The following is a 26194-nucleotide window of genomic DNA, read 5'->3' as shown; positions in this document are numbered from 1 at the left end:
GAAGGAGTCGGCATGACACAGGGAAGGTCGTTTACCGCTCGTCTCGCCTGGCCCTCGGCGCTGCGCCTGAACCCGCGCGCGCTGCTGGTGCTTCTGCTGCTGGCCGGCTGCCTGGCCAGCGCCCTGGCAGTGATCGCCATCAGCCACCTGACCCGTGAGGAGTACGCCGCCCTGCAGCAGCTCGAACGCGAGCAGCAGCAGCTGCAGACCGAGTGGGGTCAGCTGCTCCTCGAGGAGAGTGCCTGGTCGTCGCCGGCCCGCATCGAGCGCCTGGCCGTGGAGCGCCTGGAGATGCGCCTGCCCGGCGTGGACGAGGTGGAGGTGATCCGGCGATGAATACCGAAGTTCGCAGCGGTGTGTCGCCGCGTCGTCGCCCGCCCGGCGTGCCCATGGGGCGGCTGCGCTATGTCGTGATGCTGGGAATGGTGCTGCTCGGGCTGGGGCTGCTGGTGGGGCGTGTGGTCATCCTGCACGTGGTCGACCGCCCCTTCCTGCAGGGGCAGGGCGATGCCCGTACCCTGCGCACCGACTCGCTGCCTGCCCACCGCGGCATGATCGCCGACCGTCACGGCGAACCGCTGGCCATCTCCACCCCGGTGGTGACCCTGTGGGCCAACCCCCAGGATGTGCCCGATGACCCCATCCAGCGTGTCCAGCTGGCCTCGGCGCTGGGCATGGAGCTGGAGACCCTCAACGAGCGGCTGGCGCGTTATGCCGAGCGCGAGTTCATGTACCTGCGCCGTCAGCTGACCCCCGAGGCGGCCCAGCGGGTCCTCGACCTGCGTGTGCCCGGCGTCTACGGCCAGGACGAGTACAAGCGCTACTACCCGGCCGGCGAGGTGGCCGCCCAGCTGCTGGGGGTGACCAACGTCGACGACGTGGGGCAGGAGGGGCTCGAGCTGGCCTATCAGCCCTACCTGGCGGGCACCCCCGGGCTGCGCCGCGTGCTCAAGGACCGGCGCGGACGCCTGGTGCGTGACCTCGAGGTGCTGCGCGAGGCCAAGCCCGGTGGCGAGCTGACGCTTTCCATCGACCAGCGCCTCCAGTACATGGCCTACCGTGAGCTCAAGGCCGCGGTGGCCGAGCAGGATGCCGATGGTGGCGTGGTGGTGATGCTGGATGCGCGCACCGGCGAGGTGCTGGCCATGGCCAACCAGCCCTCCTACAACCCCAACAACCGTGCCGGGCTTGATCCCCAGGGGCTGCGCAACCGAGTCATCGTCGACCCCTACGAGCCCGGCTCGGTGGTCAAGCCGCTGGCCATGGCGGCCATGCTCGATGCCGGCGACCTGTCTCCCTCCACCGTGGTGGATACCTCCCCCGGCTGGATGCGGATCGACCGCTTCACCATCCGCGATATACGCAACTACGGCGAGCTCGACCTCGCCGGTATCCTCGAGAAGTCCTCCAATATCGGCATGTCCAAGCTGGTGCTGCGCTATGACGAGCCGGTGGTGCCCCAGCTCTATCGCCGCCTGGGCTTCGGCCAGGCACCGGGTACCGGCTTTCCCGGCGAGGCGACCGGGGAGGTGCCGGCACCGGTGCGCTGGTCGAGCAGCCAGTGGGCGGCGCTCTCCTACGGCTACGGACTTTCGGTCACGCCGCTCCAGCTGGCCAGTGCCTTTACTGCCATCGCCAACCAGGGGCGCCTGCTGCCGCCGTCACTGCTGCGCCTCGACGAGCCCGTCACGGGGGAGCAGGTCATCTCGCCCGAGGTCGCTCGCCAGGTCCTGGAAATGATGGATAAGGTCGTCGAGCCGGATACCGGTGCCCGGCGAGCCGAGGTGCCGGGCTATCGTGTCGCCGGCAAGACCGGCACGGTGCGCAAGACCGGCGCCGGGGGTTACCAGGAGAACGCCTATCGCGGCTTCTTCGTGGGCATCGCCCCGGTCAGCAACCCGCGCATCGTGGCGGTGGTGATGATCGACCACCCGCGGGGCGACTCCTACTACGGTGGTGCGGTGGCGGCACCGGTGTTCTCGCGCGTCGCCGGCAGTGCCCTGCGCCTGCTCGATGTACCCCCCGACCAGCGTCACGTCCCGGAGGACGAATGAGCGAACCCCTCCTGCCAACCGACCGCCTGAAGCGAGCCCTGTCATGTCGATAACGCTCTCCCGCCTGGACGCCACCCTGTCGCGGCTCTGGCCCGACCACGCGTTCGTCACGCAAGGCGAGGGGGAGACCCGCCTGGAGACCGACAGCCGGCGGGTGGCGACGGGCGATGTCTTTGTCGCGGTGCCCGGGGTGGCGGTGGACGGGCGCGACTTCATCGACCAGGCCCTGGCCGGCGGTGCGCTGCGGGTGCTCTGCCACTCGGGTGACGGCCGCGGATGCCTCACCGACCCGCGGGTAGTGCCGCTCGAGGGCCTGCGCGAACGCCTGGGAGAGCTCGGCCGCCTGCTCTACGGCGTGCCCGATTCCCTCGAGCTGGTCGGTGTCACCGGCACCAACGGCAAGAGCTCGGTGACCCATTACATCGCCGAGCTGAGCCGGTCGCTGGGCGTCGATGCCGCGGTGACCGGCACCCTCGGCAACGGCCGCCCCGGTCAACTGGTCGACGCCGGATTGACGACTCCGGGGCCCCTGGCGCTGCAGGCCTCGCTTGCCGAGCTCGCCGACGACGGCGTCACGCGGGTGGCCATGGAGGTCTCCTCGCATGCCCTGGAGCAGGGCCGCCTCGATGGCTGCCGGGTGCAGGCCGCGGTCTTCACCAACCTGAGCCGCGACCACCTCGACTACCACGGCAGCATGGCCGCCTATGCCGCCGCCAAGGCGCGGCTGTTTCGCAGGCCCGAGCTCGAGCTCGCCGTGGTCAATGGCGATGACCCCCTGGCCCGGCTGATGTTGGCCGGCCTGTCCGCCGGCGTGCGGGTACTCGCCACCGGACATGACGAGGCGGTGACCCTGCGCGTGCTGGAGCGCTTCCCCCATGCCACCGGTCAGCGCGCCCTGATCGCCACACCCCAGGGCGAGCGCGAGCTGGCACTGCCGCTGGTGGGGCGCTTCAACCTCGACAACGTGCTGCTGGCCATGGCCACGCTGCTCGGGCTGGGGCACGACCTCGAGGCACTGTGCGAGGCGGTGGAGCATCTCGCACCGGTGCCCGGGCGCATGGAGATCCTGGCACGGCCCGGGATGCCCACGGTGGTGATCGACTATGCGCATACCCCTGATGCCCTGGACAACGCCCTGTCGGCGTTGCTCGACCACCTGCCCGGCCAGGGCCGGCTCTGGTGCCTGTTCGGCTGTGGCGGCGATCGCGATCCCGGCAAGCGGGCACCCATGGCCGCCGCCGCCGAGCGCCACGCCGACCGCCTGGTGGTCACCGACGACAACCCCCGCGGCGAGGCGCCGGCCTCCATCCGCGAGCAGATGATGGCTGGCCTGAGCGAGGCGGCCCGTCAAAGGACCTGGGATATCGCCGGGCGCGCGGCGGCCATCCGCCGCACCCTGGCCGAGGCGGGCCCCGACGATGTGGTGCTGATCGCCGGCAAGGGCCACGAGAACTACCAGGAGATCGCCGGCGTGCGCCACCCCTTCGACGACCGCGAGGTGGCCGAGCAGTCGCTGGCGGCTCGCGGCAAGGGGGAGGGGGCGTGATGAGCCGCTGCGGGCTGTCCAGCCTGGCCGAGGTGGCCGAGGCCCTGGGGATCGCAATCCCGGCCGAGGACCTGCCGGTGGACGCGATCGTTACCGATACCCGCAAGGTCGCGGCGGGGGCGCTCTTCGTCGCGCTGCGCGGCGAGCGCTTCGATGCCCATGACTTCCTGGCCGAGGCCCGCGAGGCGGGGGCCGTGGCCGCCGTGGTCGAGCGGGCGGTGGATGATCCGCTGCCCCAGCTGGTGGTGGCCGATACCCGCCTCGCCCTGGGTCTGTTGGGCCGTGCCCGTCGTCGCGCCTGGGGTGGCCCGGTGGCGGCGGTGACGGGCAACAGCGGCAAGACCACCGTCAAGGAGCTGTTGGCGGCAATCCTCAACCGCCACGGGGCGACGCTGGCCACGCGCGGCAACCTCAACAACGACTTCGGGGCGCCGCTGACCCTGCTCGAGCTGACCCCGGCCCACCGCCAGGCGGTGGTGGAGCTGGGGGCCAATCATCTGGGCGAGATCGCCTGGACGGTAGGCCTGGCCGAACCTCGAGTGGCAGTGATCACCAACGTTACCGGTGCCCATGTCGGCGAGTTCGGAGGCATGGGGCAGATCGCCCAGGCCAAGGCGGAGATTATCGCCGGCCTGCCCGCGGACGGCGTGGCGGTGCTCAACCGCGACGATACCTACTTCGCCACCTGGAGCCAGCTGGCCGCCCCGCGCGAGGTGCTCGACTTCGGGCTGGCCGAGGGCGCCAGGGTCACGGCGCGTTCACTGGTCGCAGATGCCCTCGGGCGCTATGCTTTCACGCTTGTCGTCGACGACCACGAGCTTGGCGATGTCAGTCTGCGACTGATGGGACGCCACAGCGTGGCCAATGCCCTGGCCGCGGCGGCGGCGGCCCTGGCCATGGGGGCCTCCGTCAGCGATGTGCTGGCAGGCCTCGCGGCGGTCGAGCCGATGGCCGGCCGCCAGGCCGTGGTGGCGGGCATCCGCGCCACCCGAATCATCGATGACAGCTATAACGCCAACCCCGGTGCGGTGAAGGCCGCACTCGAGCTGCTGGGCAGCCTGCCAGCGCCGCGCTGGTGCCTGCTGGGTGCCATGGGAGAGTTGGGAGAGGCGTCCGCGGCGTTGCACGCCGAGATCGGGCGCCACGCACGGGAACTGGGGATCGACTTCCTGGGCACCCTTGGCGAGGCGGCACGCCCCGCCAGCCATGCCTTCGGTGAAGGCGGGTGCCATTTCGACGGCCGCGAGGCGCTGGTGCGCCACGCGCTGGATCATCTTCCCCCCGGCGCCAGCGTGCTGGTCAAGGGGTCGCGGAGTGTCGCCATGGAGCAGGTGGTGGCGGCACTGCGCGAGGACACAACACGGTGAACGTGATACATGCTTCTCTATCTGGCTGAATTCCTGGCGCAGTACTTCAGTGCCTTCAATGTCTTCGAATACCTCACGCTGAGGATGATCCTCGCCACCATCACCGCCCTGGTGCTCTGCCTGTGGCTCGGCCCGGTGATGATCCGCCGGCTGGTCGAGGGGCAGATCGGCCAGGCGGTGCGTGACGATGGTCCCCAGTCGCATCTCTCCAAGGCGGGCACCCCGACCATGGGCGGCGCCATGATCCTGATGGCCATCGCCGTCAGTACCCTGCTGTGGGGAGACCTGGCCAACCATTATGTGTGGGTCGTGCTGGCCGTGACCCTGGGCTTCGGTGCCATCGGGTGGGTCGATGATTACCGCAAGGTCGTGGAGAAGAATCCGCGCGGCCTGCCGGCTCGCTGGAAATATCTCTGGCAGTCGGTGATCGGCCTGGCGGCGGCGGTGCTGCTCTATGTCACCGCCGCCTCGCCGGTGGAGACCAGCCTGATCGTGCCGCTGTTCAAGGAGTTCGTGTTGCCGCTGGGGCTCTTCTACGTGGTGCTGGCCTATCTGGTGATCGTCGGCAGCTCCAACGCCGTCAACCTTACCGACGGCCTCGATGGCCTGGCGATCATGCCCACCGTGCTGGTGGCCATGGGGCTGGGGATCTTCGCCTATGCCAGCGGCAATGCGGTGTTTGCCGAATATCTGCAGATCCCGGGGATTCCCGGGGCCGGTGAGCTCGCCGTGTTCTGTGCCACCATCGCCGGCGCCGGCCTGGGCTTCCTGTGGTTCAACACCTATCCGGCCCAGGTGTTCATGGGCGACGTGGGGGCGCTGGCCCTGGGCGCGGCCCTCGGCGTGGTGGCGGTGATCGTGCGCCAGGAGATCGTTCTGTTCATCATGGGCGGTATCTTCGTGATGGAGACCGTCTCGGTGATCCTGCAGGTGGCGTCCTACAAGCTCACCGGTCGGCGCATCTTCCGGATGGCGCCGCTGCACCACCATTACGAGCTCAAGGGCTGGCCGGAGCCGCGGGTCATCGTGCGCTTCTGGATCATCACCGTGGTGCTGGTGCTGATCGGGCTGGCCACCCTCAAGGTGCGCTGATGGAACACGACGCGACCGCCACGCATGATGCCGTCATCCCGGTGCCCCCCGGCACCACCCTGGTGGTGGGGCTGGGGCTCTCCGGTCGCGCGATCTGTCGCCATCTGGCGCGGCTTGGCGTGCCCTTCATGGTCGCCGACACCCGCGAGGCGCCGCCCGGAGTGGATGACTTCCGGGCCGCCCATCCCGGGGTCGCGTTACACCTCGGTCCCCTCGATGCACTCGACCTCGAGGCGGTCGAGGAGGTGGTGCTGAGCCCCGGCATCGACCCGCACACGGAGGGGCTCGAGACGCTGGCCGGGGGCATCAATCCCGCCACCGGCGAGCCGCGACTGATCGGCGAGATCGCGCTCTTCGTGCGCGCGGCCCGAGCGCCCATCGCCGCGATCACCGGCTCCAATGCCAAGTCCACCGTGACGACGCTGGTCGGTGAGATGGCCCGTGAGGCGGGGGTGCGGGTGGCCGTGGGAGGCAATCTCGGTACCCCGGCTCTCGATCTGCTTGCCGAGGTGCCCGATGCCGGGCTCTACGTGCTGGAGCTTTCCAGCTTCCAGCTCGAGACCACGCCGCACCTGGGCGCCGAGAGCGCCGCCTTCCTCAACCTCTCCGAGGACCATCTGGACCGCCATGGCGACATGGCCGGCTACCGTGCCGCCAAACTCGCCATCTTCCGGGGCGCACGCCACGCCGTGGTCAATGCCGACGACGCCCTGACCTGGCCGGCGGGGGAGGTGCCCGTTGTCGATCGCTTTACCACCGGGCTGCCGCAGGGCGACGACTGGGGTGTGGCCGGCCGCGACGGTGGTGACTGGCTGATGCATGGCGAGTCGCCGCTGATGCCCGTCGCCGCCATGCGCCTGGCCGGCCGTCACCACCAGGCCAACGCCCTGGCGGCCCTGGCCATGGGCCATCGGCTCGGCTTTCCGCTGGATGCCATGCGGGCGGTGCTCGAACGCTTCCCGGGGTTGCCCCACCGCAGCGAGCTGGTCGCCGAGGCGGGCGGCGTGCGCTGGATCAACGACTCCAAGGGCACCAACGTCGGCGCGACCCTGGCGGCCATCGCCGGGCTTGGCCCCACCCTCGATGGCCGGCTGATCCTGCTGGCCGGTGGCGTGGGCAAGGGCGCCGACTTCACGCCCCTGGCCGAGCCCCTGGCGCGTTTCGGCCGCGAGGCGATCCTGTTCGGTGCCGATGCCGGCCGCCTCGAGGCGGCTCTCGCCGGGCGGCTGCCGGTCACCCGGGTCGCCGACCTGGCCACGGCCCTGGCACGGGCCGTGACCATCGCCGAACCGGGAGATGCTGTGCTGCTCTCGCCGGCCTGTGCCAGCCTCGATCAGTTCAGAAACTATCAGGTGCGTGGCGACGCCTTTCGCGACTGGGTCCACCATCACCTGGCGCAGGAGGGGGCATGAGCCGACTGGCAAGACTCCGCGAGGCACTCTCGACCCGTGACCACCCCGTTGACGGATGGCTGCTGGTGGCCGCCTTGGCACTGCTACTGGTCGGCTGGGTCATGGTCACCTCCGCCTCCACCGGCGTGGCGGCGAGCCTGACCGGTAACCCCTGGTACTTCAGCATTCGTCACGGCATCTTCCTGCTGGTGGCGATCACGGTGGCGACCGGCGTGCTGCGCGTGCCGCTGGGTTGGTGGAGGGCCAACGGCCCCCTGCTGCTGCTGCTGGGGTTGCTTCTGCTGGCGCTGGTTCTGCTGGTGGGGCGCGAGGTCAACGGCAGCAGGCGCTGGCTGTCGATTCCCGGGGTGCCCTTCAATGTCCAGGCCTCCGAATTCGCCAAGCTGTTCCTGATTGTCTATCTGGCAGGCTACCTGGAGCGCTTCCTGCCCCAGGTGCGTCGGCACTGGGGGGCCTTCCTGCGCCCCCTGGTGGTACTTGGCCTGTACGGGGTCCTGCTGATCATGGAGCCCGACTACGGCGCCGTGGTGGTGTTGACCGGCTGCGTGATGGGCATGCTGCTGATGGCCGGTGCGCCCTGGGGACGCTTCCTGCTGCTGGCGCTGCTGGTGGCCGCCGGTGGTGCCCTGCTGGCCATCGCCGAGCCCTACCGGCTGGCGCGACTGACCAGCTTCGTCGATCCCTGGGCCGACCAGTTCGCCAGCGGCTACCAGCTGACCCAGGCGCTCATCGCCTTCGGTCGCGGCGGGTGGCTGGGTGTGGGGCTGGGCAACAGCGTCCAGAAGCTCTTCTACCTGCCCGAGGCGCACACCGACTTCGTCTTCGCGGTGCTGGCCGAGGAGCTCGGGCTGCTGGGGGCGGTCTGCGTCATCGGCCTCTTCGCCCTGCTGGTGTGGCGCGCCATGGCGGTGGGGCGGCGTGCCGAGCTGGCGGGTCGAGCATTTTCCGCGTACCTCAGCTATGGCATCGCACTGGTGATCGGCGCCCAGGCATTCATCAATATCGCGGTGAGCAGCGGCATGCTGCCCACCAAGGGGCTGACCCTGCCGCTGCTCAGCTACGGCGGCTCCAGTCTGCTGGTATGTACCTGCATGGTGGCGATGCTGCTGCGCGTGGATATCGAGACGCGGCGTGAACAGCGACGCCGCTCACCAGCGGCTCCACGCCCGGTGGCGGCTGTCGGCTCGTCCACACTGGCCAGACAAGGAGTCGAGCCATGAGCGAATCCACTCCCCGTCGGGCTCTGATCATGGCCGGCGGTACCGGGGGCCATGTGATCCCCGCGCTCTCCCTGGCCCGTGGCCTTCAGGCCCGCGGCGTGGAGGTCGCCTGGCTGGGCAGCCCGCGGGGCATCGAGAACCGCCTGGTGCCGGAGGCAGGCATTCCCCTCCATCGCATCGCCGTGGCCGGCCTGCGCGGCAACGGCGCGGCCGGCTGGCTGCTGGCGCCCTTCAACCTGAGCCGGGCGGTATGGCAGGCATGGCGGGTGATCCGTGCCTTCGACCCCCAGCTGGTGGTGGGACTGGGTGGCTTCGCCAGTGGCCCCGGCGGACTCGCCGCCTGGCTGTCGCGGCGCCCGCTGGTGATCCACGAGCAGAACGCCGTGGCCGGTCTCACCAACCGTGCCCTGGCGCGGCTGGCGCGGCGGGTCTATGCGGCTTTCCCCCAGGCCTTCCGGGGCCGCGGCGAGGTGATCGGCAACCCGGTGCGCGACGAGATCGCGATCCTCGGCGAGGCCCCGCGTGGCGTCGCCGAGATGGCCGGGCGTCCGCTGCGCCTGCTGGTGGTCGGCGGCTCCCTGGGCGCCCAGGCATTGAACGAGGGCCTGCCGGCGGCCCTGGCCCGGCTGCCCGAGGAGCTCAGACCCGAGGTTCACCACCAGGCCGGTCGTGACAAGGATGCCGCCACCCGCGATGCCTACGCTCGGCAGGGCGTCGTCGGGGAGGTCACCGCCTTTATCGATGATATGGCTTCCGCCTATGCCTGGGCCGACCTGGTGGTGTGCCGGGCCGGGGCACTGACCGTGGCGGAGCTCGCCGCCGCGGCCAAGCCGGCGCTGTTCGTGCCCTTCCCGCACGCCGTGGACGACCACCAGACCGCCAATGCCAGGGCGCTGGTGGAGGAGGGCGCCGCCGAGCTGCTGCCCCAGAGAGAACTCAGTGCAGCGTCGCTGGCCGACCGGCTGGCGGCGCTGCTCGACCCCGATACCCTCGCCACCATGGCGTCGCGGGCCCGCGCCTGCGCCCATCTCGACGCCGTCGAGCGCCTGGTGGCCGGCTGCATGGAGACAGGCTTTGAGCGATAGCAGATCACATCCGATGCCCGGCCAGGCCGAGCCCGCCCGCCATGGTCGCGGTCTGGGCATGCGCCGTATCCGCAACATCCACTTCGTGGGCATCGGCGGTGCCGGCATGTGCGGTATCGCCGAGGTGCTGGCCAACCAGGGCTACACCGTCAGCGGCAGCGACCTGCGCGAGTCGCCGGTGGTCGCCAGGCTGCGCCGCTGCGGAATCCGCGTGGCCATCGGTCATGCCGCCGAGCACGTCGCCGGCGCCGACGTGGTGGTGGTCTCCACCGCGGTGGACGAGACCAACCCCGAGATCGTCTGGGCCCATGAGCATCGTGTGCCGGTGGTGCGGCGTGCCGAGATGCTTGCCGAGCTGATGCGCTTCCGCCACGGCATCGCCGTGGCCGGTACCCACGGCAAGACCACCACCACCAGCCTGACCGCGACCCTGCTCGGCGAGGGTGGTCTCGATCCCACCTTCGTGATCGGCGGTCGGCTGACCAGCGCCGGCACCAACGCACGCTTGGGGGAGGGCGATTATCTGGTGGCCGAGGCCGACGAGTCCGATGCCTCCTTCCTGCACCTGCAGCCCATGGTCTCCATCGTCACCAATATCGACGCCGACCACATGAGCACCTACGGCGGTGACTTCGAGAAGCTCAAGGGCACCTTCATCGAGTTTCTGCACAACCTGCCTTTCTACGGACTGGCCATCCTGTGTATCGATGATGAACATGTGCGCGGGCTGCTCGACCGTGTCAGCCGCCAGTTCGTCACCTACGGCTTCAGCGAGGATGCCGATTACCGCGTCGAGGACTTCGTCCAGGCCCAGGGCGAGGTGCGCTTCACCGCCCGCCGTCCCGGCGAGCTGGCTCCCCTCGAGGTGAGATTGGCGATGCCCGGCCGCCACAACGCACTGAATGCCCTGGCCGCCATCGCCGTGGCCAGTGACGCCGGCGTGGATGATGACGCCATCCTGCGCGGCCTTGCCGGTTTCCAGGGGGTGGGACGTCGCTTCCAGGTCCACGGCCACTACCCGGCCCCGGGAGGCGAGGGCGAGGTGATGCTGGTGGACGACTATGGTCACCATCCTCGTGAGGTGGAGATGGTGATTCAGGCGGTGCGTGCCGGCTGGCCCGAGCGTCGCCTGGTGATGCTTTATCAGCCACACCGCTACACGCGCACTCGTGATCTCTTTGAAGACTTCGTGCGGGTTCTGGGCGGAGTCGACACCCTGCTGCTGCTCGACGTCTACAGCGCGGGTGAGGCGGCGATCCCCGGTGCCGAGGGGCGCACCCTGGCCGGCTCCATTCGGCAGCGCGGCGCCGTCGACCCGATCTTCGTCCAGGACAAGGCAGAGCTGCCCGAACTGCTCGGCCGCGTGCTCAGGCCCGACGATATCCTGATTACCCAGGGGGCCGGTGATATCGGTGGCATCTCCCTGGCGCTGGCCGAGGCGGCGCTGGCATTCGAGGAGGTGACGCTATGAGCCTGGTGACTGAACTGGGGCGCGTGGCGGTGCTCTTCGGCGGCAGTTCCGCCGAACGTGAGGTATCGCTGAAGAGCGGGCAGGCAGTGCTATCGGCGCTCACCCGCTCCGGTGTCGATGCGGTCGGCTACGACCCGGCCGATGGCGGCCTGGTGGGGCTCGAGGCGCTGGCTCCGGATCGCGTATTCATTGCTCTGCACGGGCGTGGTGGCGAGGACGGCACCCTGCAGGGGGCGCTGGAACTGCTGGGCATTCCCTATACCGGCAGCGGGGTGCTGGCCTCGGCGCTGGGCATGGACAAGCAGCGCACCAAGCTGGTGTGGCAGGCACTCGGCATGCCTACCCCCGAGGCGGAGATGCTGGGGCCGGCAGCCGACTGGCAGGCCGTGGTGGAACGCCTGGGGTTGCCGCTGATCGTCAAGCCGGTTCACGAAGGCTCGACACTGGGCATCAGTGTGGTGGAAAGCGCCGAGGCGCTGGCCGAGGCCTACCACGAGGCGGCGCGTTTCGATGCCCGGGTGATGGCCGAACGCTTCGTGAAGGGCGAGGAGTACACGGTGTCGCTGCTCGGCGACGAGGTGCTGCCGGCGATCCGCGTGGAGGCCGCCGGTGGCTTCTACGATTACGAGGCCAAGTACCTCTCCGACGAGACCCTCTACCACCTGCCCTGTGGGCTGGGGGAGAGCGACGAGGCCGAGCTGGGTGAGCTGTGCCGCCAGGCCTTCGCCGCGGTGGGCGGTGAGGGCTGGGGACGTGTCGACGTGATGCGTGATGCCCAGGGACGCTTCTGGCTGATCGAGGTCAACACCTCCCCGGGCATGACCGACCATAGCCTGGTTCCCCAGGCCGCGGCCCATGTCGGCATCGACTTCGAGACGCTGGTGCTGCGCATCCTTGCCGCTACCCTGGAGAGCCGTCCGGCATGAACCAGCGTGGTGGATGGCTGGGCGTGATGCTGCTGGTGGTGTTGTTCGGCGCCGGTGGCAGGGCGCTGTGGCTGTGGCTGGATCGCCCCCTCGAGCGCGTCTCGATCGGCGGTGACCTGGAGCATGTCAGCGCCGACTATCTGCGCAGCGAGCTGACGCCGCTGCTGCGTGGCCATACCTGGCTGTCGGTGGATGTCGCTGAACTACGCGAGCAGGCCCTGGAGGTCGAGTGGATCGCCGAGGCTCGGGTCAGCCGCGAATGGCCCAATGCCCTGACCCTCGAACTGGTGGAGCAGGTGCCGGTCGCACGCTGGAACGATGATTACCTGCTCAATCCCGAGGGGGAACCCTTCGCCACCGGCCCGGTGTCGCCTCCCGGCGACCTGCCCGATCTCGCCGGTCCCCGCGGAAGCGGTGCCGAGGTGCTCGCCTACCATGAACGTCTCGCCACGCGCTTCGCCGAACTGGGGCTCGAGCTGACCCAGCTGCGACTGGAGCCGCGGGGCGCCTGGCGCTTCCAGCTCGATGACGGCGTCTGGGTGATGCTGGGGCGCAGTGACCGCGAAGGGCGCCTGGCGCGCCTGACCGCGGCCTGGCGTCGACAGCTCGAAGAGCAGGCGTCGCATATCCGCTACATCGACCTTCGATACCCCAATGGGGTGGCCGTGGCATGGCACGGCGAAAGCGACCCTCTCGAGCAGGATGGCGAAGAGGAGGGCTGAGCCCTTTTTTCGGCCAAACACGCATGGTGAAGGGCATACGCCTGTTTCTTTCGCGACAAAATGGCCGTATCGTGAAGGGGCTTTTTCGTTCCGGGGTGGAGGAATACGCTCAGTTGTTCCTATAATTGGCCCCAGGTTCATTTTCGTGTTGCAGGCCCATCAAGCGGGCCAGGTTCGAGGAGACTTCCCGACTCATGGCAGGTCCATCCAATGCGTCCAATATGGTAGTCGGGCTGGATATCGGAACGTCCAAGGTGGTGGCGATCGTGGGGCAGCCCACCGATGACGGCGGCATCGAGATCGCCGGTATCGGCTCGCACCCCTCCCGAGGCATGAAGAAGGGAGTGGTGATCAATATCGAATCCACGGTGCAGTCGATCCAGCGTGCCGTGGAAGAGGCGGAACTGATGGCTGGCTGCGATATCCACTCGGTCTATGTGGGGGTCGCGGGCAGCCATATCAGTTCCATGAACTCCGATGGCGTGGTGGCGATCAAGGAGCGCGAGGTCACCCCTTCGGATATCGACCGCGTGATCGATTCGGCCCGTGCCCGGGCCATCTCCGAGGGTCAGCGGGTATTGCACGTGCTGCCCCAGGAGTTCGCCATCGATGCCCAGGGCGGCATCCGCGAGCCGCTGGGCATGTCCGGTGTGCGCCTGGAGGCGCGCGTCCATCTGGTCACGGCCGCCCTCAATGCGGTGCAGAACATCGAGAAGTGCGTGCGCCGCTGCGGACTGGAGGTCGACGCCATCATCCTCGAGCAGCTCGCCTCCAGCATGGCGGTGCTTACCGAGGATGAGCGCGAGCTCGGGGTCTGCATGGTCGATATCGGTGGTGGTACCACCGATATCGCCGTGTTCACCGAGGGGGCCATTCGCTACACCGCGGTGATCCCCATCGCCGGCGACCAGGTCACCAACGACATTGCCATGGCGCTGCGCACGCCGACCCAGCACGCGGAAGAGATCAAGGTCAAGTACGCCTGTGCGCTGACTCAGCTGGCCGCCAGCGACGAGATGATCAAGGTGCCCAGCGTCGGTGACCGCCCGGCCCGCGACCTCTCGCGCCAGGCTCTCGCCGAGGTGGTCGAGCCGCGCTACGAGGAGCTCTTCACCCTGGTCCGCGACGAGCTGCGCCGCAGCGGTTACGAGGACCTGGTGGCCGCCGGTGTGGTGCTGACCGGGGGTACCGCCCGCATGGAGGGTGTGGTGGAGCTGGCCGAGGAGATCTTTCACATGCCGGTGCGCATCGCCTGCCCGCAGAACGTCCGCGGGCTGGCCGATGTGGTGCGCAACCCGATTTATTCGACCGGAGTCGGTTTGTTACATTACGCTCTACAAGAAACACGGCAGGGGCACGGTCGACAGGCACAGGGCAGCATGATGTCCGCACAGTCCCGGCGCGAGGACGCCGCACGCCGCGGCGACAGGGAAGGACTCTCGGCGCTGACGAGGCTGAAGGGCTGGTTGAAAGGAAATTTCTGACAGGATCGCCAGCGGCGGTTCAGGAGACGGGGCAAATGTTTGAACTGGTAGATAGCGCACCCTCAAGCAGCGCGGTCATCAAGGTGATCGGCGTGGGCGGCGGCGGCGGCAATGCCGTCAACCACATGGTCGAGAGCAGCATCGAGGGCGTGGAGTTCATCTGCGCCAACACCGATGCCCAGGCCCTCAAGCGAGTGGCGGCCAAGACCGTGCTCCAGCTCGGCAACGAGATCACCAAGGGGCTGGGGGCCGGTGCCAACCCCGATGTGGGGCGCCAGGCCGCCATGGAGGATCGCGAGCGCATCGCCGAGCTGCTCGAGGGCGCCGATATGGTGTTCATCACCGCCGGCATGGGTGGTGGCACCGGCACCGGTGGTGCCCCCGTGGTAGCGCAGGTGGCCAAGGAGCTGGGCATCCTCACCGTGGCGGTGGTGACCCGGCCCTTCCCCTTCGAGGGTCCCAAGCGCATGCGCGCCGCCGAAGAGGGCATGCGTGAGCTCTCCGAGCACGTCGATTCGCTGATCACCATTCCCAACGAGAAACTGCTCTCGGTGCTGGGCAAGAGTGCCAGCCTGCTCTCCGCCTTCAGTGCCGCCAATGATGTTCTGCTGGGGGCCGTGCAGGGGATCGCCGAGCTGATCACCAGCCCCGGCATCATCAACGTCGACTTCGCCGACGTACGCACCGTGATGTCCGAGATGGGCATGGCGATGATGGGCACGGGCAGCGCCACCGGGGAGAACCGCGCCCGCGAGGCCGCCGAGAAGGCCATCCGCAGCCCGCTGCTGGAGGACATCGACCTCCACGGCGCCCGCGGTATCCTGGTCAATATCACCGCCGGTCCGGACCTCTCCATCGGCGAGTTCAACGATGTGGGTGCCACCGTCCAGGAGTTCGCCTCCCAGGATGCCACCATCGTGGTGGGTACCTCCATCGACATGGAGTTGACCGACGAGCTGCGCGTCACCGTGGTGGCCGCCGGTCTCGAGGGTGCCCAGAAGAAGGCGTCGAGCCGCGAGAGTGCCAAGCGGGTCGAGGCGGGTGGCGACTACCGTCGCAGTGCCCAGCCGGGTATCGCTGCACGGCAGTCCTCCGCCGCGGCGGCCCGTGCCGAGCCCGAGGAGGCCCCCAAGCCGCGCCCCGAGAAGCGCCGCTCCCAGGAGCTCGATGACTACCTCGATATTCCGGCGTTCCTGCGTCGTCAGGCCGATTGAGGCAGGCTATCGGGGCCATGCGCCGCACCGAACGAGCTTTCTTTGTTGAAACGCTCGTTCGGTGCTATAGTGAACACTGTTTGATAATCCGATAACCGCCTGGCCACTGCCCATGATCAGACAACGCACCCTGAAGAACGTCATCCGCGCCACCGGCGTCGGCCTGCATTCCGGAAAGAAGGTCTACATGACCCTGAGGCCGGCGCCCGTGGATAGCGGCATCATCTTCGTGCGCACCGACCTGGATCCCGAGGTGCAGATTCCGGCCCGCGCGGAACTGGTGACCGATACCACCCTGTGCACCGCCCTGACCCATGCCGGCGCCAAGGTTGCCACCGTGGAGCACCTGATGTCGGCGCTGGCCGGGCTGGGTATCGACAACGCCTACGTGGATCTCAGTGCCGCCGAGGTGCCGATCATGGATGGCAGCGCCGGCCCCTTCGTGTTCCTGATCCAGTCAGCGGGGATCAGCGAGCAGAACGCCCCCAAGAAGTTCATGCGCATCAAGCGCGAGCTGACGGTGCGTGATGGCGACAAGGAAGCCACCTTCCGCCCCCACAAGGGCTTCAAGGTAGGCTTCTCCATCGACTTCGACCATCCGGTGTTCGAGAGCCAGACCCAGACCGCCGCCGTGGACTTCTCCACCACCTCCTTCGTCAAGGAGGTGTCGCGGGCGCGCACCTTCGGCTTCATGCGTGACCTGGAGTACCTGCGCTCCAACAACCTGGCGCTGGGTGGCAGCCTCGACAACGCCATCGTCGTGGACGACTACCGCATCGTCAACGAGGGCGGGTTGCGCTACGACGACGAGTTCGTCAAGCACAAGGTGCTCGATGCCATCGGTGATCTCTACCAGCTGGGCTACAGCCTGATCGGCGAATTCCATGGCGTGAAGTCCGGGCATGCCCTGAACAATCAGCTGTGTCGCGCCCTGATGGACCAGCCCGATGCCTACGAGATCGTCACCTTCGAGGACGAGAGCGAGGTCGCCCCGATCTCCTATGCTGCCCCCGCCATGGCCTGAACCCGGCTGCGCTGGGAGCTGTAAGCCATAAGCTTCAAGCTGCAAGAGAACCGCCCCCGTGGTCATGCCACGGGGGCGGTTTGCTTTATGGCGCGCTCCAGCTTCCAGCTTACGGCTCGTCCTTCCGTTCGGCATGGGAGGCGAGCCGCTCCAGGGCTTCCCTGAGCCTCGGGTCCTCGGTATCGGCGGCGCAGCTGGAGATCTCGTCGGCGGCCCGGGTCGGCAGATGGCGAACCTGGCGTAGCGGTGCCTTGGGTGGGCGCACGGGCCTGACCTTCAGGTTGAACCCCTGGACCGCCTCGAAGCCGGGCAACTCGTGCAATAGTTCCAGCAGGCGAGGCTGTTCATAGCGCAGTCGGGTCAACCAGGCGGCACCGTCGGCGATCAGGGTCAGCTTGCCGTCGCGAAAGCCGCCGACATGCAGGTGCTCGGCAAGCTCCTCGGGCAGGTGGGCGCGCAGGTGTGACTGGGCGAGGTCGATCAGCCTCGCCATGCGCATCAGCGAGCCGAGTTCGCCGCGCCCGCCAAGCAGCCGGGACATGGGCTGGGCGCGAAAGCGCTTAACCTTTATACTCATGGGCTTGACTCTCTCGGCCCGCGCCAGGCGGGTCAGACGATAAACGCGATGGGCCTGCAGCGCCCGCCAGACTAGCACGCCCGGGAGCCCCTCGACAGCATGGCCGTGACCCTCAGCCACTCGCCAGCCACACCCGCCAGGCCCGCTCCATCGCGGCGTCACGCCCGCTGGTGGCTGGCTGGCCTGCTGGTGAGCTGCCTGCTCCCCGCGGGCCTTGCCCAGGGTGACCTGACGCGTCAGGCCGAGCGGCTGGTGCAGGTGTGCATCCTGGCCCCGGCGCTGATTCGAGCCAGCTCGCGGCTCAAGGCGCGCCGCCGGATGCGGGGCTGGCCGCTGCTGCGGCGGGCCAGCGTGACACCCCGTGGCGGCATGCCCGCACTCCCACGCGTGGCCATCCTGCAGGCCACCGCCGCCCATGACGTCCTGACTCGCCGCGGTCCTCCCCCTGCGTGGGCAAGCTGAACCCCTGACCATGGCCGACCGCCCCGGGCCGTCGGCGCTATGCCATACGCAGATTACGGACACTTCATGATCAATTCCCTGTTACGCAAGGTCGTCGGCTCCAAGAACGACCGCGAAGTCAAGCGCATGGGCCGCCAGGTCGAGCGCGTCAATGTTCTCGAGAACGAGCTCGAAGGGCTCGATGATGCGGCCATCAAGGCGCGTACTGACGACTTCCGCGAGCGCCTCGAGGGGGGCGAGGCGCTGGATGCGCTGCTGCCCGAGGCCTTCGCCACGGTGCGCGAGGCCAGCAAGCGGGTCATGGGCATGCGCCACTTCGACGTCCAGATGATCGGTGGCATGACCCTGCACAATGGTCGCATCGCGGAGATGAAGACCGGCGAGGGCAAGACCCTGGTGGCGACCCTGGCGGTCTATCTCAACGCCCTGCCCGGCAAGGGTGTGCACGTGGTGACGGTCAACGACTACCTGGCGCGGCGTGACGCCCAGTGGATGCGTCCCCTATACGAGTTCCTCGGGCTCAGCGTCGGCGTCATCTACGCCGGCCAGACACCCGAGGAGAAGCGTGCCGCCTACGCCTGCGACATCACCTACGGCACCAACAACGAGTTCGGTTTCGACTACCTGCGTGACAACATGGCCTTCTCCCTGGAGGACAAGGTCCAGCGCGGGCTGCACTACGCTATCGTCGACGAGGTGGACTCGATCCTGATCGATGAGGCGCGCACGCCGCTGATCATTTCCGGGGCGGTGGACGAGAATACCGAACTCTATCGGGTTGTCGATCGGTTGTCGGTGCATCTGGTCCAGGGCGAAGTCTCGGAAGATGCCGATGCTTCGGTAGAGGGTGACTTCACGCTGGACGAGAAGCACAAGCAGGTGGAGATCACCGAAAACGGTCACCACAAGATCGAGGACCTGATGCGCGAGCAGGGGCTGCTGGGCGAGGAAGACTCCCTCTACGCCGCCCAGAACCTCAACCTGCTGCAGCATATGCACTCGGCCCTGCGCGCCCGTCATCTCTACCATCGTGACGTCGACTATATCGTCAGCGATGGCCAGGTGGTGATCGTCGACGAGCACACCGGCCGCACCATGCCCGGCCGTCGCTGGTCCGAGGGGCTGCACCAGGCGGTGGAGGCCAAGGAGGGGGTGGCCGTGCAGCGCGAGAGCCAGACGCTCGCCTCCACCACCTTCCAGAATTATTTCCGCCTCTACGAGAAGCTGGCGGGCATGACCGGCACTGCCGACACCGAGGCCTTCGAGTTCCGTCAGATCTACGGCCTCGACGTGGTGGTGATCCCCACCAACAAGCCGCTGATTCGCCGCGACCGTAACGATCTCGTCTATCTCACCGCCGAGGAGAAGTTCGAGGCGATCATCGAGGACGTCAAGGCCGAGACCGAGGCGGGCAGGCCGGTGCTGGTGGGTACCGCCTCCATCGAGACCTCCGAGTACCTGGCCAACCTGATGAAGAAGGGCGGCCTCAAGTTCAACGTGCTCAACGCCAAGCAGCACCAGAGCGAAGCCGAGATCATCGCCCAGGCCGGCCGCCCGGGAGCCATTACCATCGCCACCAACATGGCCGGCCGCGGTACCGATATCGTGCTGGGTGGCAACTGGGAGGCTGAGGCGGCCAAGCTGGAGAATCCCAGTGCCGCGCAGGTCGAGCAGCTCAAGGCCGAGTGGCAGGCCCGCCATGAGGCGGTGCTCGAGGCCGGCGGCCTGCACGTGATCGGCTCCGAGCGCCACGAGTCGCGGCGCATCGACAACCAGCTGCGTGGCCGTGCCGGCCGCCAGGGTGACCCGGGCTCGACCCGCTTCTTCCTGTCGCTGGAGGATAGCCTGATGCGGCTGTTCGGCTCCGACCGGGTACAGCGCATGATGAAGGCACTGGGCCTGGAACACGGCGAGGCGATCGAGCACAAGATGGTGTCGAATGCCGTGGAGCGTGCCCAGAAGAAGGTCGAGAGCCGCAACTTCGATATTCGCAAGCAGCTGCTCGAGTATGACGACGTGGCCAACGACCAGCGTCGCGTGATCTACGAGCAGCGCAACGAGGTGCTTGCCGCCGAGGAGGTATCGGCGGCGGTGGCCGGCATCCGCGAGGAGGTCATGGACCTCGCGATTAGCGACTACGTGCCGCCCCAGAGTCTGCCCGAGCAGTGGGATCTTGCCGGGCTCCAGGAGTACCTCAAGTCAGAGTTCAACCTGGACGCACCCGTGGTGCAGTGGGCCGAGGAGGACGAGCGCTTCCACGAGGAGCAGTTGCGCGAGCGTCTGCAGAGCCTGCACCGCGAGGCCTATGAGGCCAAGGTGGAGCAGGCTGGCGCCGAGCTGATGCGCCGCTTCGAGAAGCAGGTGATGCTGCAGGTGCTGGATACCCGCTGGAAGGAGCACCTGCAATCCATGGACCACCTGCGCCGGGGCATCCACCTGCGCGGCTACGCCCAGAAGAATCCCAAGCAGGAGTACAAGCGCGAGGCCTTCGAGCTGTTCCAGAACCTGCTGGCCAATATCAAGGGCGATGTCACGCGCATTCTCAGCCACGTTCAGGTTCGCCGTCCCGAGGAGGTCGAGGAGCTGGAGCGTCAGCGCCGTGAGGCCCTGGAGCGCGAGAAGGCCACCGCGGCGAGTCGCCACGATGCGCCCGAGGCCGCCCGTGATGACGACGACGAGGCGCCGGTGGCGCCGGGAGCCGATGGGCGTCCGGTACGTCGTGAAGGACCCAAGGTGGGGCGCAACGACCCCTGTCCCTGCGGTTCGGGAAAGAAGTACAAGCAGTGCTGCGGCAAGCTGAGCTGAACCTGGCCTTCGGCCAACCCCAGAGGAGACGAGACGATGGCAGTGGGTGACGCAACATTTCCCGAGATGCCGGCCATTCCCGGCGTGCGACTGGGCACCGCCATGGCGGGGATCAAGAAGCCTGGCCGCCGCGACCTGGTAGTGATCGAGAGTCCCGAGGGGGCCCGCATGGCGGGAGCCTTCACTCGCAATGCCTTCTGCGCGGCCCCGGTGACGGTAGCCCGGGAGCACCTGGCAAGCGGTGAGGCGCCGCGCTACCTGGTGATCAATACCGGAAACGCCAATGCCGGGACCGGCGAGATCGGATTGCGTGACGCACGTGCCAGCTGCGCCGAATTGGCCCGCCTGGCCGGGGTCGACGCACGGGCCGTTCTGCCATTCTCCACCGGGGTGATCGGCGAGCCGCTGCCCATGGAGCGGCTGCTGGGGGGCCTGCCGGCCGCACTCGACAGCCTCGATGAAGGTGCCGAGGCGTGGCACCAGGCCGGAGAGGGAATCCTGACTACCGATACCCGCGCCAAGGGCGCCAGCGTCACCCTGGAGATTGCCGGGGAGCGGGTGGTCATCAACGGCATCGCCAAGGGCTCGGGGATGATCCAGCCCAACATGGCCACCATGCTGGCCTTCGTGGCCACCGATGCCAGCCTCGAGCAGGAGCTCCTCGACAGGCTGCTGCGCGAGAGCGTCGAGCGCTCCTTCAACTGCATCACCGTGGATGGTGACACCTCCACCAACGACGCCTGCGTGCTGATCAGCACCCAGCGCGGCCCGGTGGTGGCGGATGAGGAGGCGATTGCCATCTTCCGCAACGGCCTGCAGCGGGTGATGTCCGAGCTGGCCCAGGCGATCATTCGTGACGGAGAAGGCGCCACCAAGTTCGTGACCCTGCAGGTCGACGGCGCTACCAGTCGGCAGGAGGCACTCGACGTGGCCTTCACGGTAGCCAACTCGCCGCTGGTCAAGACGGCGCTCTACGCCTCGGATGCCAACTGGGGGCGAATACTTGCCGCGGTGGGGCGTGCGCCGGTGGCCGACTTCGATGTGTCACGGGTGACCATCGACCTGGGCGAGGTGCGCCTGGTGGAAGGGGGCGGGCGTGCCCCGGGCTATACCGAGGAGGCCGGAAGCGCGGTGATGGGGCGCGAGGAGATTCCCATCCGCATCGCGCTCGACCGCGGTGGGGAGAGTGCCACGGTGTGGACCACCGACCTCTCCCATGACTATGTCAGCATCAATGCCGACTACCGCAGCTGAGCGTCGGCATACTGCCAGATCCGGTACATCCGGTCAGACACAGACCCCGCGCCGCCGTGCGCGGACACGTTGGAAGGGTGAATGAACGCAATGGTGAAGAGAAGGGTGCACGTGGCGGCGGCGGCCATCATCAGCGCCGACGGCCGCGAGGTGCTGATCGCGCGCCGGCCCAGTAACGTTGATCATGGTGGGCTCTGGGAGTTTCCCGGCGGCAAGCTGGCGCCTTACGAGACGGGCCTGGGTGGGCTCAAGCGCGAGCTCCACGAGGAGCTGGGCGTCGAGATCCGGCGCGCCCAGCCGCTGATTCGCATCCATCACGAGTATCCCGACAAGCATATCCTGCTCGATGTATGGCAGGTCCATGAGTTCTCCGGTGAGCCCTTCGGTCGCGAGGGTCAGGCGGTGCGCTGGGTGCCGATGAAGGACCTGGTCAACTACCCCTTTCCGGCGGCCAACCTGCCGATCCTGCGCGCGGTGATGCTGCCCACCGAGTACCTTATCTCCGGCGAGGAGGAGGACGATGGGCAGTTTGACCAGCGTCTCGAGCATGCCCTGGTAGAGGATGGCGTGCGCCTGGTGCAGCTGCGTGCCAAGCAGCTGGATGACGCCGCTTACCTGGCTCGCGCGGAGTCCGCTCTGGCGCGTTGTCGCCAGTACGGTGCGCGTCTGCTGCTCAACGGGGAACCCGAGCTGCTCGAGTCGGTGGATGCCGATGGTATCCACCTGACCAGTGAGCGGCTGATGCAGTTGGAGCGGCGCCCCATCGCCGAGGGCAAGTGGCTCGCCGCCTCGACCCACGATCGCGAGCAGCTCGTCCAGGCCGGCAGGCTGGGCTGCGATTTCGTGACCCTCTCGCCGCTGCGTACCACGCCGTCGCATCCCGATGTGCCGCCCGTGGGCTGGCACGACTTCCAGGAGCTGGTGGAGCGCGCCGCCATGCCGGTCTTTGCGCTGGGTGGCATGACCCGCTTCGATGCCAACCACGCCCGCGCCGTGGGGGCTCAGGGGGTCGCCTCGATCCGCGACTTCTGGAAGTGAGGCCTCGCCGAGCCACTCGGCAGCCCTGAACGACTCGCCCCGCCATCTGGCGGGGCGAGTCGTCTGTGTCGGGCGTGATAGCGCTCAGCTTGGCCGGGTGGCGGGGTCACTCATTGCCTGGCGGCTCTCCTGCCAGGCGAAGTAGAGGAACAGCGCGCCCATCACCAGGTAGCCCAGGGTGTAGTCGCCGGCGGCATTGAGGGCGAGCTTCGGCGCGTGCATCAGCCCCACGAAGGAGAAGCCGGCCGCGACGGCGGCGAAGGCGGCGGCACGCCGGAACTGGTGGTCGATCACCGCCACCGTCATGGCACCGAGGAAGATCGCCGTGAACATGGCGCCCTGGCCCAGGGGCACCACGCCGCCGGAGATCCCGCTCACCGTCTCCTCGGCGGCGCGGTTGAAGCGGGTCATCACGTAGTTGGCGAAATAGGGCAGCATGGCCAGGGCCACCGCCGGATAGTAGCGGGTATCGTTGCTCTGGAAGGCGGTGGCGATCATCGACATGCCGACGAACACCAGGATCGGCGCCACCACCGAGACCGGAATGATGGCGGCCAGCGCGGCGATCAGCCCGAACATGGTGGCCAGGGCATAGACCGCGCCGTTGAGGATGCTGTAGCCGCGTCCCGCGCCCATCCACTTGGCGCCCACGGTGGCGATATAGACGGTGGTCGGGAAGACGCCGCCGAACAGGGCGCCGAGCATGGTGCCCACGCCGTCCACCGCCTGGCACTCACGCACGTCATACTTGTCGCCGGCGGCCTCCATTGCTTCGACGTTGTTCATGGTCTCGATGGCGTTGTAGAGCGTGATCGGCAGCACCACGGTGAGCACCGCCAGCATACCGGTGAACAGCAGCCCCAGGCCCTCGAACCAGGCCAGGTTGGGCAGCAGCGGGTAGAAGCCCAGATGGGTGAAGGCATCGCTGAAGCGCTCGCCGCCGGCGTCGCCGATCAGGTAGGCCATGGCGGTACCCACCACGATGGCGAACAGCGAGGTGGGCAGGCGGAAGGGCATCGCCACCCGCGCCACCAGGCCGACGATGATGATCGCCAGCACCAGCAGGCCGATCACCGGCATCTCCAGGGTCTTGAACAGCATCTCGCCGGCGATAAAGGTCAAGGCAACGCCAGCCACGGCGCCGAGCATCGCCGCCCGCGGCAGGTGGTACTGCACCCAACGGCCGATCAGGCTTATTACCGCCTCGATGGCACCGCTGATGAAGCAGGCGGCCACCGCCACCTTCCAGGCCAGCTCGGCATCGCCGGTGAGCTGCTTGGCCGGCAGCAGCACGCCGAACAGGAAGACGAACATCACCGGAGTCGAGATGCCGTAGGAGAGGGCGGTGACGTCGGCACGGTTCTCCTTGCGGGCCAGGCGCGCCGCACTCCAGGCATAGTAGAAATTGCCCACCATCACCGCTACGGCGGCGCCGGGCAGTACCTGGCCGAAGACGATCGAGGCCGGAAACTCCATGCCCAGCATGGTGATGGCGATGATCACGAAGTTGGCGATATTGTTCTGGAACAGCGCGAAGAAGGCGTCGGTGTCCTCCTTCTTGTACCAGGGGTAGTGCACCGGTTGGTGCTGGGAGGGAGCCGCCATGGGTGAGCCTCTTGGTTGTCGGATTATTGGAACAAGGCCGAGAGGCAGTCTGGTCGAAACCTGACTGACTGGTCAAGCCTGGCCGTTCCACGGGCGCCACTCGGCGCCCCGGGCCCCGGCGGCAATGGAGTCGATGACTCTGGAAGGCGGGGATTCTACCCCAAACGCAGACGCCCGGGCAGGGCCCGGGCGTCGTGACTGGCTGGCATGGCGGCGATCAGTTGACCGCGGCGACCGCCTTGGCCAGGTAGGGCAGGTTCTCATGGGAGAAGCCCGCCACGTTGGCGCGGCCGGAGCGCACCATGTAGATGCCGAACTCGTCGCGCAGGCGGTCGACCTGCTCCGGCGTCAGACCGGTATAGCTGAACATGCCGCGCTGTTCGGCGATATGCGCATACTTCTGGTCCAGGCCGTAGGGCTTGAGGGCCTCGACGAAGTCGCGACGCAGGGTGTTGATGCGGTCGCGCATCTCGGTGAGCTCCTCGCGCCAGATGGCGGCGAGCTCGGCGGAGTTCAGGATCTCGCTGACGATGGCCCCGCCGTGGGCCGGCGGGTTGGAGTAGTTCTCGCGGGCCACGATGGCGATCTGGGAGCGTACGTTCTCCATCTGCTCGGCGTCCTTCGCCACCATGATCAGGCAGCCGGTGCGCTCGCAGTAGATGCCGAAGTTCTTTGAGCAGGAGCTGGTGATGATCACCTCGTCGAGATTCTCGGCCAGCAGGCGCACCCCGTAGGCGTCCTCGTCCAGGCCTTCGCCGAAGCCCTGGTAGGCGAAGTCCACCAGCGGCAGCAGGCGACGCTCACGCAGCACCTCGAGCACGGTCTGCCACTGCTCACGGGACAAGTCGAAGCCGGTGGGGTTGTGGCAGCAGGCGTGCAGCACCACGACATCGCCCTCGGGGATCTGCTTGAGGGCCGTGAGCATGCCGTCGAAGTCGAGGCGGTTGTCGGCGTCCACATAGGGGTACTTGTGCAGCTCGATGCCGGCGGCAGTAAAGATGCCGTGATGGTTGGGCCAGGTGGGGTCGGAGACCCAGATGCCCTTGCCGGGCAGCTTCTTGGCGATGAAGTCCGCCGCCAGGCGCAGGGCGCCGGTGCCGCCGGGCGACTGGGTGGCGCTGGCGCGACCGGCCTCGAGTACTGGAGAGGCCTCGCCCAGGACCATGGGCAGGATCACCGCGCCATACTCCGGCGCCCCGTGGGAGCCGATGTAGGTCTTGGTGGTCTCGTTCTTGAGCAGCAGGGCCTCGGCTTCTTTGACGGCGCGCATTACCGGGGTGTTGCCCTGGGCGTCCTTGTAGACCCCGACGCCGAGATCGACCTTCTGAGGATTGGTGTCCTTCTTGAAGGCCTCGATCAGACCGAGGATGGCATCCCCGGGAACCCGCTCAATGTGTTCGAACATTTATTTCGCTACCTCGTCGGTTCTGGCGGCAAGAATGAAGTCGTTCCTGTGCAGGCCCTTGATCTTGTGTGACCACCAGGTCACGGTGACCTTGCCCCATTCGGTCAGCAGGGCTGGGTGATGATCTGCCTGCTCGGCGAGCTCACCGACGCGCTGGGTGAAGGCCAGCGCCTGCCGGAAGTCGGGGAAGGTGAAGACCCGCTCGAGCTTCATGATGCCATCGCGCTCGACGATCTGCCACTCGGGTACCTCGGCGCCGAGTGCCTTGACCTCCTCCTCGGTGACCCTCGGGGCGCCGACGCGGCAGGCCTCGCAGGACTCTCTGGAAAGCTGGCTCATGGTCGTCTCCTGGGTCGGGGATTCAACCCGAAAGGTCGTGCAGCGGGGGCGAGGCGTCAAGCGTTGCAGCGCATGCCAGCCGCTGTCACTCT

At 67.9% G+C, this 26194-nt stretch carries 22 protein-coding genes; 18 read left to right on the top strand and 4 right to left on the bottom strand.

The genetic code is table 11. From position 1 onward, the window contains the following. Nucleotides 1-12: 12 nt before the first annotated feature. The 14 genes from ftsL (at nucleotide 13) to lpxC (ending at nucleotide 16617) form a co-directional block, all read left to right on the top strand. Nucleotides 13-336, top strand: a complete 324-nt coding sequence (gene ftsL / locus GRB96_RS12080; RefSeq protein ID WP_161432373.1) for a cell division protein FtsL — start codon at nucleotides 13-15, stop codon at nucleotides 334-336. Next, nucleotides 333-2054: a peptidoglycan D,D-transpeptidase FtsI family protein gene (locus tag GRB96_RS12075; protein WP_161432372.1), complete on the top strand. Its 1722-nt coding sequence runs from the start codon at nucleotides 333-335 to the stop codon at nucleotides 2052-2054. The genes ftsL and GRB96_RS12075 overlap by 4 nt, the downstream gene beginning before the upstream one ends. A 43-nt stretch (nucleotides 2055-2097) precedes the next feature. Beyond that, nucleotides 2098-3600 (top strand): UDP-N-acetylmuramoyl-L-alanyl-D-glutamate--2,6-diaminopimelate ligase, encoded by a 1503-nt coding sequence (locus tag GRB96_RS12070; protein ID WP_161432371.1) that lies wholly within the window; start codon nucleotides 2098-2100, stop codon nucleotides 3598-3600. Beyond that, nucleotides 3600-4967, top strand: coding sequence for a UDP-N-acetylmuramoyl-tripeptide--D-alanyl-D-alanine ligase (locus GRB96_RS12065; protein ID WP_161433107.1), 1368 nt, complete (start codon nucleotides 3600-3602; stop codon nucleotides 4965-4967). The genes GRB96_RS12070 and GRB96_RS12065 overlap by 1 nt, the downstream gene beginning before the upstream one ends. Nucleotides 4968-4976: 9 nt before the next feature. Next, nucleotides 4977-6059, top strand: a complete 1083-nt coding sequence (gene mraY / locus GRB96_RS12060) for a phospho-N-acetylmuramoyl-pentapeptide-transferase (RefSeq protein ID WP_161432370.1) — start codon at nucleotides 4977-4979, stop codon at nucleotides 6057-6059. After that, a complete protein-coding gene (gene murD, locus GRB96_RS12055) occupies nucleotides 6059-7471 on the top strand; it encodes a UDP-N-acetylmuramoyl-L-alanine--D-glutamate ligase (RefSeq protein WP_161432369.1) in 1413 nt (470 codons plus the stop codon). Before mraY ends, murD begins: the two co-directional genes overlap by 1 nt. After that, complete coding sequence (gene ftsW / locus GRB96_RS12050) at nucleotides 7468-8691, top strand: putative lipid II flippase FtsW (RefSeq protein ID WP_161432368.1); 1224 nt, start codon at nucleotides 7468-7470, stop codon at nucleotides 8689-8691. Before murD ends, ftsW begins: the two co-directional genes overlap by 4 nt. Continuing rightward, complete coding sequence (gene murG / locus GRB96_RS12045; protein WP_161432367.1) at nucleotides 8688-9776, top strand: undecaprenyldiphospho-muramoylpentapeptide beta-N-acetylglucosaminyltransferase; 1089 nt, start codon at nucleotides 8688-8690, stop codon at nucleotides 9774-9776. The genes ftsW and murG overlap by 4 nt, the downstream gene beginning before the upstream one ends. Nucleotides 9777-9789: 13 nt before the next feature. Then, on the top strand, nucleotides 9790-11247 hold the full coding sequence (gene murC / locus GRB96_RS12040) for a UDP-N-acetylmuramate--L-alanine ligase (protein ID WP_161433106.1): 1458 nt from the start codon (nucleotides 9790-9792) through the stop codon (nucleotides 11245-11247). Continuing rightward, complete coding sequence (locus tag GRB96_RS12035) at nucleotides 11244-12173, top strand: D-alanine--D-alanine ligase (protein ID WP_161432366.1); 930 nt, start codon at nucleotides 11244-11246, stop codon at nucleotides 12171-12173. Before murC ends, GRB96_RS12035 begins: the two co-directional genes overlap by 4 nt. Beyond that, complete coding sequence (locus GRB96_RS12030; protein ID WP_161432365.1) at nucleotides 12170-12895, top strand: cell division protein FtsQ/DivIB; 726 nt, start codon at nucleotides 12170-12172, stop codon at nucleotides 12893-12895. Before GRB96_RS12035 ends, GRB96_RS12030 begins: the two co-directional genes overlap by 4 nt. A gap of 194 nt (nucleotides 12896-13089) precedes the next feature. Beyond that, nucleotides 13090-14379: a cell division protein FtsA gene (gene ftsA, locus GRB96_RS12025; protein ID WP_161432364.1), complete on the top strand. Its 1290-nt coding sequence runs from the start codon at nucleotides 13090-13092 to the stop codon at nucleotides 14377-14379. 35 nt (nucleotides 14380-14414) lie between these two features. Next, a complete protein-coding gene (ftsZ, locus tag GRB96_RS12020; RefSeq protein ID WP_161432363.1) occupies nucleotides 14415-15593 on the top strand; it encodes a cell division protein FtsZ in 1179 nt (392 codons plus the stop codon). Between the two features lie 112 nt (nucleotides 15594-15705). Further along, a complete protein-coding gene (lpxC, locus tag GRB96_RS12015; RefSeq protein ID WP_161432362.1) occupies nucleotides 15706-16617 on the top strand; it encodes a UDP-3-O-acyl-N-acetylglucosamine deacetylase in 912 nt (303 codons plus the stop codon). A 109-nt stretch (nucleotides 16618-16726) separates the two neighbouring features. Here lpxC and GRB96_RS12010 read toward each other — a convergent pair whose 3' ends face one another. After that, complete coding sequence (locus GRB96_RS12010) at nucleotides 16727-17194, bottom strand: DUF721 domain-containing protein (protein WP_170293777.1); 468 nt, start codon at nucleotides 17192-17194, stop codon at nucleotides 16727-16729. Between the two features lie 99 nt (nucleotides 17195-17293). Here GRB96_RS12010 and GRB96_RS12005 point away from each other — a divergent pair, with 99 nt between their 5' ends. From GRB96_RS12005 to GRB96_RS11990, 4 genes are all read left to right on the top strand, one after another. Then, nucleotides 17294-17656 carry a hypothetical protein gene (locus GRB96_RS12005; RefSeq protein WP_205743531.1) on the top strand — a complete coding sequence of 121 codons (363 nt, stop codon included), beginning with the start codon at nucleotides 17294-17296 and terminating at the stop codon, nucleotides 17654-17656. 66 nt (nucleotides 17657-17722) lie between these two features. Continuing rightward, a complete protein-coding gene (secA, locus tag GRB96_RS12000) occupies nucleotides 17723-20461 on the top strand; it encodes a preprotein translocase subunit SecA (RefSeq protein WP_161432361.1) in 2739 nt (912 codons plus the stop codon). Between the two features lie 36 nt (nucleotides 20462-20497). Beyond that, nucleotides 20498-21715 (top strand): bifunctional glutamate N-acetyltransferase/amino-acid acetyltransferase ArgJ, encoded by a 1218-nt coding sequence (argJ, locus tag GRB96_RS11995; protein ID WP_161432360.1) that lies wholly within the window; start codon nucleotides 20498-20500, stop codon nucleotides 21713-21715. Nucleotides 21716-21805: 90 nt separating this feature from the next. After that, a complete protein-coding gene (locus tag GRB96_RS11990; RefSeq protein ID WP_161433103.1) occupies nucleotides 21806-22753 on the top strand; it encodes a Nudix family hydrolase in 948 nt (315 codons plus the stop codon). An 84-nt stretch (nucleotides 22754-22837) separates the two neighbouring features. On the opposite strand, the gene GRB96_RS11985 is transcribed toward GRB96_RS11990, so the two are convergent. From GRB96_RS11985 to GRB96_RS11975, 3 genes are all read right to left on the bottom strand, one after another. Continuing rightward, nucleotides 22838-24358, bottom strand: coding sequence for an NCS2 family permease (locus GRB96_RS11985; protein ID WP_161432359.1), 1521 nt, complete (start codon nucleotides 24356-24358; stop codon nucleotides 22838-22840). Between the two features lie 217 nt (nucleotides 24359-24575). Continuing rightward, the gene (locus GRB96_RS11980; RefSeq protein ID WP_161432358.1) at nucleotides 24576-25763 is read right to left on the bottom strand and encodes an amino acid aminotransferase; all 1188 of its coding nucleotides are present in this window, start codon (nucleotides 25761-25763) and stop codon (nucleotides 24576-24578) included. Next, nucleotides 25764-26102 (bottom strand): 4a-hydroxytetrahydrobiopterin dehydratase, encoded by a 339-nt coding sequence (locus tag GRB96_RS11975; protein ID WP_161432357.1) that lies wholly within the window; start codon nucleotides 26100-26102, stop codon nucleotides 25764-25766. Nucleotides 26103-26194: the final 92 nt, after the last annotated feature.

Origin of the sequence: Halomonas alimentaria, assembly GCF_009902005.1 — a bacterium.
GTDB classification, from domain to species: Bacteria; Pseudomonadota; Gammaproteobacteria; order Pseudomonadales; family Halomonadaceae; genus Halomonas; species Halomonas alimentaria.
The sequence above is the reverse complement of the archived record's forward strand: the minus strand, read 5'-3'. Positions and strand labels throughout refer to the sequence as shown.

Bases quoted from the DNA above. Each gene is read 5' to 3' on its own strand.
- ftsL (WP_161432373.1), top strand. From the start codon at position 13: ATGACACAGGGAAGGTCGTTTACCGCTCGTCTCGCCTGGCCCTCGGCG.
- GRB96_RS12075 (WP_161432372.1), top strand. From the start codon at position 333: ATGAATACCGAAGTTCGCAGCGGTGTGTCGCCGCGTCGTCGCCCGCCC.
- GRB96_RS12070 (WP_161432371.1), top strand. From the start codon at position 2,098: ATGTCGATAACGCTCTCCCGCCTGGACGCCACCCTGTCGCGGCTCTGG.
- GRB96_RS12065 (WP_161433107.1), top strand. From the start codon at position 3,600: ATGAGCCGCTGCGGGCTGTCCAGCCTGGCCGAGGTGGCCGAGGCCCTG.
- mraY (WP_161432370.1), top strand. From the start codon at position 4,977: ATGCTTCTCTATCTGGCTGAATTCCTGGCGCAGTACTTCAGTGCCTTC.
- murD (WP_161432369.1), top strand. From the start codon at position 6,059: ATGGAACACGACGCGACCGCCACGCATGATGCCGTCATCCCGGTGCCC.
- ftsW (WP_161432368.1), top strand. From the start codon at position 7,468: ATGAGCCGACTGGCAAGACTCCGCGAGGCACTCTCGACCCGTGACCAC.
- murG (WP_161432367.1), top strand. From the start codon at position 8,688: ATGAGCGAATCCACTCCCCGTCGGGCTCTGATCATGGCCGGCGGTACC.
- murC (WP_161433106.1), top strand. From the start codon at position 9,790: ATGCCCGGCCAGGCCGAGCCCGCCCGCCATGGTCGCGGTCTGGGCATG.
- GRB96_RS12035 (WP_161432366.1), top strand. From the start codon at position 11,244: ATGAGCCTGGTGACTGAACTGGGGCGCGTGGCGGTGCTCTTCGGCGGC.
- GRB96_RS12030 (WP_161432365.1), top strand. From the start codon at position 12,170: ATGAACCAGCGTGGTGGATGGCTGGGCGTGATGCTGCTGGTGGTGTTG.
- ftsA (WP_161432364.1), top strand. From the start codon at position 13,090: ATGGCAGGTCCATCCAATGCGTCCAATATGGTAGTCGGGCTGGATATC.
- ftsZ (WP_161432363.1), top strand. From the start codon at position 14,415: ATGTTTGAACTGGTAGATAGCGCACCCTCAAGCAGCGCGGTCATCAAG.
- lpxC (WP_161432362.1), top strand. From the start codon at position 15,706: ATGATCAGACAACGCACCCTGAAGAACGTCATCCGCGCCACCGGCGTC.
- GRB96_RS12010 (WP_170293777.1), bottom strand. From the start codon at position 17,194: ATGAGTATAAAGGTTAAGCGCTTTCGCGCCCAGCCCATGTCCCGGCTG.
- GRB96_RS12005 (WP_205743531.1), top strand. From the start codon at position 17,294: ATGGCCGTGACCCTCAGCCACTCGCCAGCCACACCCGCCAGGCCCGCT.
- secA (WP_161432361.1), top strand. From the start codon at position 17,723: ATGATCAATTCCCTGTTACGCAAGGTCGTCGGCTCCAAGAACGACCGC.
- argJ (WP_161432360.1), top strand. From the start codon at position 20,498: ATGGCAGTGGGTGACGCAACATTTCCCGAGATGCCGGCCATTCCCGGC.
- GRB96_RS11990 (WP_161433103.1), top strand. From the start codon at position 21,806: ATGGTGAAGAGAAGGGTGCACGTGGCGGCGGCGGCCATCATCAGCGCC.
- GRB96_RS11985 (WP_161432359.1), bottom strand. From the start codon at position 24,358: ATGGCGGCTCCCTCCCAGCACCAACCGGTGCACTACCCCTGGTACAAG.
- GRB96_RS11980 (WP_161432358.1), bottom strand. From the start codon at position 25,763: ATGTTCGAACACATTGAGCGGGTTCCCGGGGATGCCATCCTCGGTCTG.
- GRB96_RS11975 (WP_161432357.1), bottom strand. From the start codon at position 26,102: ATGAGCCAGCTTTCCAGAGAGTCCTGCGAGGCCTGCCGCGTCGGCGCC.